This window comes from Pseudomonas sp. W17 (assembly GCF_040268305.1).
In the GTDB taxonomy this organism is placed as follows: Bacteria; Pseudomonadota; Gammaproteobacteria; order Pseudomonadales; family Pseudomonadaceae; genus Aquipseudomonas; species Aquipseudomonas protegens.
Genome location: NZ_CP158490.1, coordinates 4,025,262 through 4,038,290, shown reverse-complemented (window position 1 = coordinate 4,038,290; position 13,029 = coordinate 4,025,262). Strand labels below are relative to the sequence as shown.

The 13,029-nt window shown below is 65.1% G+C and carries 11 protein-coding genes; 3 read left to right on the top strand and 8 right to left on the bottom strand.

All coding sequences use genetic code 11. The features are described from left to right. Positions 1-15: 15 nt before the first annotated feature. Positions 16-666: a sel1 repeat family protein gene (locus ABCR88_RS18525; RefSeq protein ID WP_236187049.1), complete on the bottom strand. Its 651-nt coding sequence runs from the start codon at positions 664-666 to the stop codon at positions 16-18. A gap of 177 nt (positions 667-843) precedes the next feature. Here ABCR88_RS18525 and ABCR88_RS18520 point away from each other — a divergent pair, with 177 nt between their 5' ends. The 3 genes from ABCR88_RS18520 to ABCR88_RS18510 are packed head-to-tail and all read left to right on the top strand — an operon-like array spanning position 844 to position 3,665. Continuing rightward, a complete protein-coding gene (locus ABCR88_RS18520; RefSeq protein ID WP_015635263.1) occupies positions 844-2,064 on the top strand; it encodes a putative DNA modification/repair radical SAM protein in 1,221 nt (406 codons plus the stop codon). Then, entirely contained in the window at positions 2,061-2,954 is an 894-nt protein-coding gene (locus ABCR88_RS18515) for a TIGR03915 family putative DNA repair protein (RefSeq protein ID WP_041117636.1), read from the top strand. Before ABCR88_RS18520 ends, ABCR88_RS18515 begins: the two co-directional genes overlap by 4 nt. 12 nt (positions 2,955-2,966) lie before the next feature. Continuing rightward, entirely contained in the window at positions 2,967-3,665 is a 699-nt protein-coding gene (locus ABCR88_RS18510) for a hypothetical protein (RefSeq protein WP_169893732.1), read from the top strand. A gap of 79 nt (positions 3,666-3,744) precedes the next feature. Here the strand turns inward: ABCR88_RS18510 and ABCR88_RS18505 are convergent, their stop codons facing one another. The 7 genes from ABCR88_RS18505 to ABCR88_RS18475 all read right to left on the bottom strand — a co-directional run bounded on the left by ABCR88_RS18505 (position 3,745) and on the right by ABCR88_RS18475 (position 13,028). Continuing rightward, positions 3,745-6,174: a TonB-dependent siderophore receptor gene (locus ABCR88_RS18505; RefSeq protein WP_350403022.1), complete on the bottom strand. Its 2,430-nt coding sequence runs from the start codon at positions 6,172-6,174 to the stop codon at positions 3,745-3,747. Between the two features lie 83 nt (positions 6,175-6,257). After that, complete coding sequence (locus ABCR88_RS18500; protein ID WP_041117640.1) at positions 6,258-7,259, bottom strand: FecR family protein; 1,002 nt, start codon at positions 7,257-7,259, stop codon at positions 6,258-6,260. Then, entirely contained in the window at positions 7,256-7,771 is a 516-nt protein-coding gene (locus tag ABCR88_RS18495) for a sigma-70 family RNA polymerase sigma factor (protein ID WP_041117642.1), read from the bottom strand. The genes ABCR88_RS18500 and ABCR88_RS18495 overlap by 4 nt, the downstream gene beginning before the upstream one ends. A gap of 177 nt (positions 7,772-7,948) precedes the next feature. Then, the gene (locus ABCR88_RS18490; protein ID WP_011060826.1) at positions 7,949-8,968 is read right to left on the bottom strand and encodes a branched-chain amino acid aminotransferase; all 1,020 of its coding nucleotides are present in this window, start codon (positions 8,966-8,968) and stop codon (positions 7,949-7,951) included. A 287-nt stretch (positions 8,969-9,255) separates the two neighbouring features. After that, positions 9,256-10,647: a dihydrolipoyl dehydrogenase gene (gene lpdA, locus ABCR88_RS18485; RefSeq protein ID WP_210671724.1), complete on the bottom strand. Its 1,392-nt coding sequence runs from the start codon at positions 10,645-10,647 to the stop codon at positions 9,256-9,258. A gap of 17 nt (positions 10,648-10,664) precedes the next feature. Next, positions 10,665-11,969 (bottom strand): dihydrolipoamide acetyltransferase family protein, encoded by a 1,305-nt coding sequence (locus ABCR88_RS18480; protein ID WP_350403019.1) that lies wholly within the window; start codon positions 11,967-11,969, stop codon positions 10,665-10,667. Continuing rightward, a complete protein-coding gene (locus ABCR88_RS18475; RefSeq protein ID WP_011060829.1) occupies positions 11,970-13,028 on the bottom strand; it encodes an alpha-ketoacid dehydrogenase subunit beta in 1,059 nt (352 codons plus the stop codon). Position 13,029: the final 1 nt, after the last annotated feature.

Here is a 13,029-nt window from a genome sequence, read left to right as displayed (position 1 = left end):
TCCCCCCGACGGTTGTCAGGGCCGCGCCGCGCGAATGGCCTCGCGGATTTCTTCCTGCAACTGGCGAGCGCCGCTGCAGGCCGGGTCGGCGGGGCCGTACTTGCAGGATTTATCCAGCACCTTCAGCGCCAGATCGGCGTCGGGCGCTACGCCTATGCCCCGGCTCAGGTGGAAGCCGTACATGGTGCAGGCCCACGGGTCATCCAGCTCACAGGCCTTGTTGAAGGTCTGCACTGCACAGTGCCGGGTGCCCTGGCTGTCGGCGTCGGCCGTGAGCATGCCGGCGGCGCGGTTGGTGCAGCCGGAGACCAGGCCCAGGCTGCAAGCGCGCTGGTACAGCGGTTCATAGCCTTCGGCCGGCCCTTTGGCCTGTTGCAGGGTGGTTGCCAGCCAGTAGCAATCGTTGCCGTCGCCGGCTTCGCAGCGCTGCAGGCAGGCCCCCAGCTGCTCCGGTGTTTCGCAGCGGTTGGCCTGCGTGGCCCGTATCGCGGCCCTGGCCGGCATGTTGTCGCCGGGGCATTGCCTGGCCTGGGCCTGCCAGTCCTGCCGGGCCTGGACGTTGGCGTACAGGGCAGCGATCAGTTCCTGGTCGGTGGGCGCGGCGCTGGCGGCAATGCTCGACAGCAAGGCCAGGCCGAACAGGCAGAAACGGTAGAGGCGATGCATGGGGCAGTGTCCTTTCCAGGGGGCGTGGGCGCGGGGGTATCTTAAGGATTTTCGCCAATAGCTCCAGGCTGCCGAGGGGGTGGCGAGACGTTTTTTTTCAATTTGCCCCCGGCAGCTCTCTTGTGGTCCCGGGGTTTTACTCTGTACTGTATATAAAAACAGTATCCGGGCCCGACCATGCAACTGATCGACAAGCTGAGCATCCTCGCCGACGCCGCCAAGTACGACGCTTCCTGCGCCAGCAGCGGCGCGCCCAAGCGCAGTTCCGAAGGCAAGAGCGGGCTGGGTTCGAGCAATGGCATGGGCATCTGCCACAGCTATACGCCGGACGGGCGCTGCGTCTCGCTGCTCAAGGTGCTGCTGACCAATTTCTGCCTCTACGACTGCCAGTACTGCGTCAATCGCCGTTCCAGCGACGTACCCCGGGCACGCTTCAGCCCCGAGGAAGTCGTGCGCCTGACCCTGGATTTCTACCGGCGCAATTGCGTCAGCGGGCTGTTCCTCAGCTCGGGGATCATCCGCTCGGCGGACTACACCATGGAGCAACTGGTGCAGGTGGCCAGGCTGCTGCGCGAGGAGCACGAGTTCCGTGGCTACATCCACCTCAAGACCATCCCCGACGCCGACCCGTTGCTGATCGAGCAGGCCGGGCGCTACGCCGACCGCCTCAGCGTCAACGTCGAGCTGCCCACCGACCAGGGCCTCAAGGCCCTGGCCCCGGAAAAGCACCTGGGTTCGATCAAGCAGGCCATGGGCACCATCTATACCGGCGAGCAGACGGTGCTCAACGAGCCCCGGGCGCCGCGCTTCGCCCCGGCCGGGCAGAGCACCCAGATGATCGTCGGCGCCGATGACACCGACGACAGCACCATCCTCCATAGCGCCGAGGCGCTGTACGGCAACTTCCGCCTGCGCCGGGTCTATTACTCGGCCTTCAGCCCGATTCCCAACAGCCCGAAAAGCGTACCCCTGGCCGCGCCACCGCTGATGCGCGAGCACCGCCTGTACCAGGCCGACTTCCTGCTGCGCGGCTATGGCTTCAGCGCCAACGAACTGTTCCAGGGGCCGGGGCACCTGGCCCTGGACATGGACCCCAAGCTGGCCTGGGCCCTGGACAACCGCAGCGTGTTTCCCCTGGACCTGAACCGTGCCGAACCGGCGCTGATCTCGCGCATTCCGGGGATCGGCCTGCGCACGACCCAGCGCCTGGTGGAACTGCGCCGCGAGAGGCGTATCCGCTACGAGGACCTGGCGCGCATGCGCTGTGTGCTGAGCAAGGCAAGGCCCTTCTTTATCACCAGCGACTATCACCCGCAGCAGGCGGAGACCAGCAGCGCGCTGCTCTACCAGCAACTGCGGGAACGCCCGCAACCGCAGCAGATGGGGCTCTGGGGATGATCAGCCTGGACTGTGACGACTTGTTCGACACCTGGCGCCAGCAGGCGCGCTGGCTGCTCAGTCATTCCATCGATCCGAGCCGGGTCAGTTGGTCCGGGACGCAGGAGGCCGATCTGTTCGCCAGCGATGAGGCTTGCCCTGAGCAGCCCGGTCCGTTTCGTGCGCGGATTCCCCTGGCCCTGCTGGAGCTGCTGGAACGGGCCGGCTGCTATCGCGGCGAGCAGCGCTGGAGCCTGTTGTACGAGGTGCTGTGGCGGGTCAGCCATGGCGACCGCACGGCCATGCTCAGCGGCGATCAACTGGGCAGCGAGTTGCAGCGGCGAATCAAGCAAGTCGACCGCGAGGCCCATCACCTGCATGCCTTCGTGCGCTTCGTCAGCTTGCCCGCGGGCCGCTCACAGCTGGCCGAGCAGCCTGAATACGTGGCCTGGCACGAGCCGGCCCACGACATCCTGGCCCAGGCCAGCCGGCATTTCATCGGGCGCATGGGGCGCCACCGCTGGATGATCGCCACGCCCCGGGACGGGGTGTATTTCGACGGTACGCAACTGCACCACCAGCGGCGCTGCCCCAGCGCCTGGCGGCAACTGGCCCAGGCCGGTGAAGACCCCGGGGGCGAGCTGTGGCTGGCCTACTACAGCCATATCTTCAATCCGGCGCGGCTCAACCCCCGGGTGATGCAGGGGCATTTGCCGGCGCGCTTCTGGAAGCACCTGCCGGAGGGGCCGTTGATTCCGGCACTGATCAACCAGGCTCGCCACGGCAAGCAGCGCGACGGGCAGGCCAGCCAGGTGGCAGCACGGCCAGGCAAGCGGATCGGCCAGCCGCGCGGCGATTGCGCTGGGCAGGGCCCAGGGCCTTCCCTGACAATGGGTGGCTTTGAACAATGAGGCAGGCAGCCAATGGATGACGGCGTGGATGACGGCAAGGGCATTACCGAGGAATTCTGGTCGAAGGGAGTGACTGACGACGCGAAGATGATGTGGCGGGTGGGCAGCCGCGGCGTGACCTTCCTGGCGGCGCTGCTGCTACCCAAGACCGGGTTCAAGGTCGTGGACATCGCAGTTGGAGTGCTGACCATGCTGATCCCCTTGCTGGTGATCGAGACCCAGAGGGCCTATTCGAAGTTTTCCCCCGGGTTTCTCGCCTGGGTGATCCGCATCAGTGTGTTTGCCAGCGGTGTGGCCATGGCCAGCCTGGGGCTGGTGGTCTACTTCGGGGTCGTGATGCCTTTGGTTTCAGCGGTGGGCATGTATTTTTTTCAACAGAGCGCCAGCCTCCAGTCCCAGGGGCAGAGCGGGGTGGAACTGGTCGGTTTCTGGTGGATGGCGGCTGTCACCGGCTTTGCCGTGGTGTATGCAGTGTTCAAGAATTTTCGCGAGACCAAGGTGTTCGAGATCGTCTATCACCTGCCACGCAACGGCGTGAGGCAGCTCATGCAGGAGCGGCCGCTGCGCGCCAGTAACTGGCCGATGTTCGTCTGGTTCGAGCTCTGCGTGTTGATCGCGAGCTTTTTCTACACCTTGATGGCATCCCAGGCCGCGCTGCTGGTGGTGGATGGGTCGCGACGGGTACTGGCGCTGCTCGGTATCGGCCTCTAGCACCGAACCTGCCTTCGTCATGACGAAGGCAGGTTGCGTAGGCCGCGTCGGGCTCAGCCCCGGCGCGGTTCGGCGGTCATCAGAAGCTGTACTTGAAGCTGGTCATCAGGTTGCGCGGTGCGCCGTAGTTACCGTACAGGCCGGCGTTGCTGTAGTACTCGCGGTCGAACAGGTTGTTCAGATTGAGCGAGGCGCTGAGGTTGCGGCTGATGTCGTAGCGGGCCATCAGGTTGGTCACCGCGTAACTGCCCTGGGTGAATGTGTGCAGGTCGTTGCCGACCTTGCTCTGCCAGTTGATCCCGCCACCGACGGTCAGCTTGTCCAGCGGGCCGTGCAGGCGGTAGCTGCTGAAGGTCTTGAAGCTGTTGCGCGGCAGGCCGGTGTTGATCCGCTGGTTGTCGGCGTTGGTGGTGACCGAGTAGGTGTAGCCGGCGGACGCCTGCCAGCCTTCGGCCAGTTCGCCGTTGAACTCCAGTTCCACGCCCTTGGACGTAGTGTCCTGTTCGGCGCTGTAGACGTTGTCGTGCTTCCAGATTGCCAGGTTGTCCTGTTGCAGCTTGTATAGGGCCAGGCTGGAGTTCAGGCGGCCGTCGAAGTGGCTGCCCTTGATCCCGACTTCGTAGCCCTTGCCCTCCATCGGGTCCAGGGGCTTGTTGTCTTCGCTGCGCACCCAGGAGGCCTGCGGGTTGAAGATGCTGGTGTAGCTGGCATACACCGACCAGATCTCGTCCAGGTCGTAGACCACCCCGGCGTAGGGAATGAACACGCCGTTTTCAGCGCGATTGACCTCGCTTTCGGTACCGCCGTAGGGGCGCTCGTGGGTGTCACGTTTCCAGTTGATGACCCGGCTGCCGAGGATTACGGACAGATCGTCGGTCAGGCTCAGGCGCGAGGTCAGGTAGGCCGAGTACTGGTTTTCATCGATCGACGATTTGCCGCTGACGTTGAAGTCCGGTTTCGGCGAATGGCCGTCCCAGTCGTCCAGGTCGTCGATGACCCCGGCCGGGGAAGCGGCGTAGTCGTAGCGCCAGCTGCCCCAGCCGGGGGTGCGTTCCTTGTACTGGGACAGGGTCATGCCGCCGATCAGTTCGTGCTCGCGGCCCAACAGGTTGAAGGGGCCGGTGAGGTACAGGTCGAGGTTGTCCTGGCGCGGCGTGCCGGAGAAGCGTACCGGCAACTGAGTGGTGCCGCTGCCGTCCTTGTGCACCTGGCCCATGGCGAAGTTGAACACCTCGTCGAACTGGTTTTCCGCGTGGGTGTACTCGATCTTGCCGCTCCAGCCGTTGCCCAGTTGTTGCTCGATGGAGGCGAAGTAGCTGGTCTGCTGGTGATCGTTGTAGGACCAGTCCGGCGCGGTGTTGGTGGAGCGCTTGAAGTGAGTGCGCTCGCCACTGCTGAAGCGTGTGGGCAGGCCGGTACGCAGCGGTGAATCGACGTCGGTGCGTTGGTAACTGAAACCCAGGGTCAGGAGTGTGTCCTCGCTGAGGTCGAACTCACTGATGCCGTACAGCAGTTGGGTCTGTTGCTTGAAACGGTCGACCCAGGCGCTTTCGGTCTTGTAGTCGGCCACCAGGCGCCCGCGGACATTGCCGCTGTCGGTGAGCGGGCCGGAAACGTCGACTCCACCGCCATAGCGGTCCCAGGTGCCGGCCTGGCCGGTGATACTGGCCTGGGCCTCGCTGGTAGGGCGCTTGCGGATCAGGTTGATGGTCGCCGACGGGTTGCCCATGCCACTGATCAGGCCTGTGGCGCCGCGCACCACTTCCACCCGGTCGTACATGGCCATGCTCTGGGAGTAGTTGTCCAGGCGGGTGTTGGTGGGGACGCCGTCGATCTCGTAGTTCTGGATGGCGAAGCCACGGGACCAGTAGCTGTCGGTTTCCGCCCCCAGGCCGTCGCGGGTGACGATGATCCCCGGGGTGGCTTCCAGGGTGTCGGTGAGGGTGCTGAGGTTCTGGTCGTCCAGGCGCTGGCGGGTCATCACGGTGATCGACTGCGGGGTCTCCCGGGGCGTCAGGTTCAAGCGTGTGGAACTGCTGGAGGAGTAGGTGGTGTATTCGCCGGTGCCTTCGGTGGTGGAGCCCGGCGCCTTGCCGGAGATCGATACCGGGCTCAACTCCAGGCTGGCACCGTTGCCGCGGGGTTGCAGGGAGTAGTCGCCGTTGGCGCCGCGCACCGCTTGCAGCCCGGTGCCGCTGAGCAGCAGGGCCAGGCCGCTGTCGACATCATGTCGGCCGCGCAGCCCGGGGCTGCTGCGGCCCTCGGTCAGGCTCGCCGGGTAGGACAGCAAAATGTGCGCGCTCTGGCCGAAGCGGGTGAGGGCGCTGGCCAGGTTGCCGGGGGCGATATCGAACTCGACTTGGGCCTGTTCTGCTGCGAGCGCCCAGGTGGGCAACAGCACGGTCGCGGTGCTTGCGCCAAGGCAGACCAGGCCCTGGGCCACGGCGCCGGCCAGATTCTGCTTGAGTGAAAAGGTTCGGTGGCGGCGCTGCGTTACTGCAGATGACATGTGTTGCTCCCCATGCAAATGAATGTTCTGGGGGGTAAGTCTCGCCAGCACGAAAAACAGACCACCTTGTTGCAACAATATTTTCAGCTCAGGGCGGTACGGGGCTTGAGGGTGACCCAGTAGCGAGTGAACTGGCGCACCTCCAGTTGCAGGGTCCGGGCCACGGCGAACAGCACGCGGTCGGTGTCCGCCAGGGGGAAGGTGCCGGAAACCTTCAACTGGGCGAGGCTTGGATCGCAGCCCAGGTGCCCGTGACGGTAGCGGCCCAGTTCTTCCAGGAACTGCGCCAGGGCCTGGCCCTGGGCCACCAGCATGCCTTGGCTCCAGGCTGGTTGCGTGGCGTTCTGTGCCTGGCGCAGCAGCAAGCCCTGGCGGTTGAAGCGTGCCTGTTCACCGGCTCCCATGGACAGTGCTGGCTGCCCGCCATCCCGGGGGCGCAGGGTCAGGTTGCCCTGGTACACCGCCAGTTCGGTGCGCCCGGCCAGCTGGCGCACACTGAAGCGTGCTGTGCTGGTTTCAATCCAGCCTTCGGCGGTTTCCACCTGGAGGGCCGGGAGCGAATCCTGGCGTGCCAGGGTCAGCAGCAGTTCGCCACGCAGCAGCTTGATGCGCCGTTGCTGGCGGTCGAAACGCAGGGCAATGGCGGTATCGGTGTTGAGCTGGACCCGGGTCTGGTCCGCCAGGGTGATACGCCGCTGTTGGCCGACCCGGGTGCTGTAGTCGGCACTCCAGTCCTGTACCAGGGCTGTGTCCCGCGCGGCCCAGGCACCGGCGCCTGTGACCAGCAGCAGCCCCAGTTGCTTGAGGGCACGACGGCGGCCGAGGTTCGGCACCAGGGTGGCCCGGGCCAGCTCGCTGTGGCCCTGGCTGCGCACCTGCTGCAGGCGTTGAGCTAGGGTTTCGGCCCGCTGCCAGGCTTTTTCGTGCAAAGGGTGGGCCTGGCGCCAGCGGTGCCAGGCGGCGAGGGTGGCGGCACTGACCTGGGGTTCCTGCAGGTCCAGTTGCCATTGCATGGCCTGTTCGGCCATGGCGATGTCGATGGACTGGGGTTCTGCATTTGCGTTGCTGCTCAGCGGATGATTCACAGCGAGCCCAGGCTGTCGTCGAGAAGGATGCACTGGGCACCGGCCTTGATGATGTAGCGCTTGACCGTGGTCACCGAGACTTGCAGGCGCTCGGCGATCTGCTCATGGCCCAGGCCCTCGAGTTGCCACCAGAGGAATGCCTGGCGCACCGCAGGTTCCTGGCGTTCAAGCACGGCGTCCAGCTGCATCAGGGTTTCCAGGAGGATGGCCTGGGTTTCCAGGTCCGGCACCACGTGCGCGGGGACGTACTGCAAGGCCTCCAGATAGGCCCGCTCCAGCTTCTGGCGCCGGTAGTGGTTGCTCAGCACGCTCTGCGCCACCTTCGCCAGGAAGCTGCGGGGCGCCTGGATCTGCACCGGCTCAGGCTTGGCCAGTAGCCGCAGGAAGGTGTCCTGGGCCAGGTCGGCAGCGCTGTGGGAACAATTCAGTCGCAGGCGCAGCCAGTTCTTCAGCCACTGATGTTGCTGGCGATACAGCTGGGTCAGATCGCTGGCTTGGGCGGGAGCAGGCATGACGGAAAATTACCGGGGTCGGGAGGTTGCGAATGATAATGCTTATCATATAGGCCGTTGCCAGGGCTCCGCAAGAAAAGTCTGACGCCGGTCAGCCCGGGAACGAAGAGGCAGATTCGAGGCATGAAAAAGCCCGCCCCTGGCAAGCAGGGGCGGGCTCGGCTGAAGCAGGGGGGATCAGACCTTGACGATCCAGCCCGCTGGCGCTTCGACGTCGCCGGTCTGCACACCGGTCAGCTCTTTGTAGAGCTTCTGGGTGATCGGGCCGACTTCTTTTTCGCTGTAGAACACGTGCAGCTTGTTCTGGTACTCGATGCCACCGATCGGCGTGATCACCGCGGCAGTACCGCAGGCACCGGCTTCCTTGAAGTCCGCCAGCTTGTCGATGAACACGTCGCCTTCGACCACTTCCAGGCCCAGGCGGGTCTTGGCCAGCTCGATCAGCGACAGGCGGGTGATGCCCGGCAGTACCGATGGCGAGTTGGGGGTGACGAATTTGTCGTCATGGGTGATGCCGAAGAAGTTGGCCGAACCCACTTCCTCGATCTTGCTGTGGGTCAGCGGGTCGAGGTAGATGCAGTCGGCGAAGCTGGCCTTCTTGGCCTGGGCGCCGGGCATCAGGCTGGCGGCGTAGTTGCCACCGACCTTGGCCGCGCCGGTGCCCTGAGGCGCCGCGCGGTCGTAGCTGGAGATCAGGAAGTTGTGCGGGGTCAGGCCGCCCTTGAAGTAGGCGCCGACCGGGATGGCGAAGATCGAGAAGATGAACTCCGGCGCGGTGCGCACGCCGATGTTGTCGCCGACGCCGATCACGAACGGGCGCAGGTACAGCGCGCCGCCGGTGCCGTAGGGCGGGATGAAGCGTTCGTTGGCCTTGACCACGGCCTTGCAGGCTTCGATGAACTGTTCGGTGGAGACCTGCGGCATCAGCAGGCGGGCGCAGCTGCGCTGCATGCGTGCGGCGTTCTGGTCCGGACGGAACAGGTTGATCGAACCGTCCTTGCAGCGGTAGGCCTTGAGGCCTTCGAAACATTGCTGGCCATAGTGCAGGGCGGTGGAGCCCTCGCTGATGTGCAGCACATTGTCTTCAGTCAGGGTGCCTGCGTCCCACTCGCCGTTACGCCAGTGCGACAGATAGCGCTTGTCTGTCTTGATGTAGTCAAAACCCAGCTTGTCCCAATTGATGCTTTCGTTACCCATGACACCCTCTATCGCTTAACAACCGTCGGAACGGCTCAAGGCTTCTGACGTTTTTTTGGATGGGCACAACAATACTGCATTCCGGGGGCGTGCCGCATCCCGGACGATGGGAGGGGGCGCAAAAAAACTTAGCCTGCTTATGAAGCTTCCCCCCTAACAGCCCCATACCCCTGTAGGAGCGAGCTTGCTCGCGAAGGCCCCGGCGCGAACGCTTGGCTATCCCCGCCAGCTCTTTCGCGAGCAAGCTCGCTCCTACCTGGGCACTGTCCTGTGTGCCCCTTGAATGGTTACAGATGCAGGGCGTGGCCCAGTGCCCGCAGCGCTGCTTCCTGGACCGCTTCACCCAGGGTCGGGTGGGCGTGGATGGTGCCGCCGATGTCTTCCAGGCGCGCGCCCATTTCCAGGGATTGGCCGAACGCCGTGGACAACTCGGAGACTCCGACTCCCACTGCCTGCCAGCCGACAATCAGGTGATTGTCACTTCGGGCCACCACCCGCACGAAACCGCTTTTCGATTCCAGGGTCATGGCCCGGCCATTGGCCGCGAACGGGAAGCTGCTGACGATGCAATCCAGGCCGGCAGCGCGGGCCTCGTCCGGGGTCTTGCCCACCACCACCAGTTCCGGGTCGGTGAAGCACACCGCGGGAATCGCTGCCGGGTTGAATTCCCGGTGCTTGCCGGCGATCAGCTCGGCGACCATCTCGCCCTGGGCCATGGCCCGGTGCGCGAGCATCGGCTCACCGCTGAGGTCACCGATCGCCCAGACGTTGCGCATGCTGGTCTGGCAGCGGTGGTCGATCTTGATGGCCGCGCCGTTCATGTCCAGGTTCAGGCTTTCCAGGTTCCAGCCCTGGGTGTTGGGCTTGCGGCCCACCGCCACCAGTACCTGGTCGGTGGCCAGGTTCAGGGTGTCGCCATTGGGTTCGCGTACCTGCAGGCTGCTGCTGGCGGCATCGAAGCCCAGCACGCTGTGCTTGAGGTAGAGCTTGATCCCCAACTGCTTCACCGACTCCAGCACCGGCTGGGTCAGTTCGCCGTCGTAGGCAGGCAGGATGCGTTCCTGGGCCTCCACCACGCTGACCTCGACCCCGAGCTTGCGGTAGGCGATGCCCAGTTCCAGGCCGATGTAGCCGCCGCCGACCACGGTCAGGCGCTTGGGCAGGGTCTTGGGTGCCAGGGCCTCGGTGGAGGAAATGATCGGCCCGCCGATGGGCAGCATCGGCAGGTTGACGCTTTTCGAGCCGGTGGCCAGCAGCAGGTGCTCGCACTGGATGCGGGTATCGGCGCCTTCGATCTCCACGGTCTTGCCGTCGATGACCCTGGCCCAGCCCTGAATCACCTGGACCTTGTTTTTCTTCAGCAGCGCGGCGACCCCGGTGGTCAGGCGGTCGACGATGCCGTCCTTCCATTCCACGCTCTTGCCGATGTTCAGGGTTGGCGCCGCCACTTCGATGCCCAGGGCCGAGCCCTGGCTGTGGTGGCGGGTCTGGTGGAACTGCTCGGCGACATGGATCAGCGCCTTGGACGGGATGCAACCGATGTTCAGGCAGGTGCCGCCCAGGGACTGGCCCTCCACCAGAATGGTGGAGATGCCCAGCTGGCCGGCGCGGATGGCCGCCACATAACCGCCAGGGCCGCCGCCGATGATCAACAGTTGGGTATTGAGAGTCTGTTGCATGCCTGCTCCTCTGAAAGTCAGTCCACAAACAGCGTGGCGGGTTGTTCGAGCAGGCCGCGAATGGCCTGGATGAATTGCGCAGCGTCCATGCCGTCGACCACCCGATGATCGAAGGAGCTGGAGAGGTTCATCATCTTGCGGATCACGATCTGGCCCTTGATCACCATGGGCCGCTCGACGATGCGGTTGACCCCGACAATCGCCACTTCCGGCAGGTTCAGCACCGGCGTGCTGACGATCCCGCCCAGCGCGCCGAGGCTGGTGAGGGTGATGGTGGAACCGGAGAGTTCATCCCGGGCGGCCTTGCCGCTGCGAGCGGCCTGGGCCAGGCGTGCGATTTCCTCGGCGTTGCCCCACAGGCTGCGGGCTTCGGCGTGGCGCACCACCGGCACCATCAGGCCGACGTCGCTCTGGGTGGCGACCCCGACATGCACCGCGCCGTGGCGGGTGATGACTTGGGCTTCGTCGTCATAGCGGGCGTTGATCTGCGGGAAGTCGCGCAGGGCGACGACCATGGCCCGCACCAGGAACGGCAGCAGGGTCAGCTTGCCGCGGGTGGCACCGTGCTTTTCATTGAGGTGGATGCGCAGCTCTTCCAGGGCGGTGACGTCCACTTCCTCGACATAGCTGAAGTGCGCGGCGCGATGCTTGGATTCCTGCATGCGCTGGGCGATCTTGCGGCGCATGCCAATGACCTGGATCTGCTCTTCATCATGGCGCTCGGCATAGCCGGCCCCCGGCGCCGAGTAACCCTTGAGCGGCTGGCTGTCCTGGGCCAGGTAGGCGTCCAGGTCTTGGTGCAGGATGCGCCCGGCGGGGCCGCTGCCTTGCACCAGGCGCAGCTGGATGCCCAGGTCCAGGGCATGCTTGCGCACCGCCGGCGAGGCCAGCGGGCGTTCGTCGGCTTCCCGGGCCACCGGTGCCTGGGGCGCTGGGCGGCAGGCTGCTGCTGGACTGGCGACGGGTTTTTCCGCTTTGGGGGCTTGGGCCACTGGCGCGGCGGCCACGGGCTTATTAATAGCTGCCGGCTCTTTTGCCGCCGGTGCGGCTGCCTGGGCGGATTCCTTGAGGTTGCCCGCGCCTTCGACCTCGATGCTGATGAGGATGCTGCCCACCGCCATCACTTCACCGGGCTCGCCGCCCAGGGAGATGACCTTGCCGTGCACCGGGGAGGGGATGTCGACCATCGCCTTGTCGGTCATCACGTCTGCCAGAACCTGATCTTCCACTACCTGATCGCCGACCTTGACGTGCCACTGCGCCAGTTCAACTTCCGCGATGCCTTCGCCGATGTCCGGCATCTTGATAACGTGCGTGCCCATTCAGACCTCCATGACCCGTTGCAGCGCCGCGCCCACTCGGGACGGCCCTGGGAAATATGCCCACTCCTGCGCGTGGGGATACGGCGTATCCCAACCGGTGACGCGCTCGATCGGGGCTTCCAGGTGGTGGAAGCAGTGTTCCTGCACCAGCGACACCAGTTCGGCGCCGAAACCGCAGGTACGGGTAGCTTCATGCACCACCACGCAACGGCCGGTCTTTTTCACCGACTTGACGATGGTGTCCAGGTCCAGGGGCCACAGGCTGCGCAGGTCGATGACCTCGGCGTCGATGCCGGTTTCCTCGGCCGCCACTTGCGACACGTAGACGGTGGTGCCGTAGGTGAGGATGGTCACGTCCTTGCCCGGGCGGGCGATGGCCGCCACGTCCAGCGGCACCTTGTAGTAGCCGTCCGGCACCTGGGCCGCCGGGTGTTTCGACCAGGGGGTTACCGGGCGATCGTGGTGGCCGTCGAACGGGCCGTTATACAGGCGCTTGGGTTCGAGGAAGATCACCGGGTCATCGTTCTCGATGGAGGCGATCAACAGGCCCTTGGCGTCGTAGGGGTTGGACGGCATCACGGTGCGCAGGCCGCAGACCTGGGTAAACATCGCCTCGATGCTCTGGCTATGGGTCTGCCCGCCGTAGATCCCGCCGCCGCAAGGCATGCGCAGGGTCATGGGCGCGGTGAACTGGCCGGCGGAGCGATAGCGCAGGCGCGCGGCCTCGGAAATGATCTGGTCCGAGGCCGGGTAGACGTAGTCGGCGAACTGGATTTCCGCCACCGGGCGCAGGCCGTAGGCGCCCATGCCGATGGCCGCGCCGACGATGCCGCTTTCCGAGATCGGCGCGTCGAACACCCGCGAGGTGCCGTACTTGGCCTGCAGGCCTTCGGTGCAGCGGAACACGCCGCCGAAGTAGCCCACGTCCTGGCCGAACACCACGACGTTGTCGTCACGCTCGAGCATCACATCCATAGCCGAGCGCAGGGCCTGGATCATGGTCATGGTGGTGGTGGTCATGGCGGTGTCCAGCTGGATATTGTTGTTGTGATCGTTCATT

Coding starts and splice junctions, on each gene's coding strand:
- ABCR88_RS18525 (WP_236187049.1), bottom strand. CDS start 666: ATGCATCGCCTCTACCGTTTCTGCCTGTTCGGCCTGGCCTTGCTGTCG.
- ABCR88_RS18520 (WP_015635263.1), top strand. CDS start 844: ATGCAACTGATCGACAAGCTGAGCATCCTCGCCGACGCCGCCAAGTAC.
- ABCR88_RS18515 (WP_041117636.1), top strand. CDS start 2,061: ATGATCAGCCTGGACTGTGACGACTTGTTCGACACCTGGCGCCAGCAG.
- ABCR88_RS18510 (WP_169893732.1), top strand. CDS start 2,967: ATGGATGACGGCGTGGATGACGGCAAGGGCATTACCGAGGAATTCTGG.
- ABCR88_RS18505 (WP_350403022.1), bottom strand. CDS start 6,174: ATGTCATCTGCAGTAACGCAGCGCCGCCACCGAACCTTTTCACTCAAG.
- ABCR88_RS18495 (WP_041117642.1), bottom strand. CDS start 7,771: ATGCCTGCTCCCGCCCAAGCCAGCGATCTGACCCAGCTGTATCGCCAG.
- ABCR88_RS18490 (WP_011060826.1), bottom strand. CDS start 8,968: ATGGGTAACGAAAGCATCAATTGGGACAAGCTGGGTTTTGACTACATC.
- lpdA (WP_210671724.1), bottom strand. CDS start 10,647: ATGCAACAGACTCTCAATACCCAACTGTTGATCATCGGCGGCGGCCCT.
- ABCR88_RS18480 (WP_350403019.1), bottom strand. CDS start 11,969: ATGGGCACGCACGTTATCAAGATGCCGGACATCGGCGAAGGCATCGCG.
- ABCR88_RS18475 (WP_011060829.1), bottom strand. CDS start 13,028: ATGAACGATCACAACAACAATATCCAGCTGGACACCGCCATGACCACC.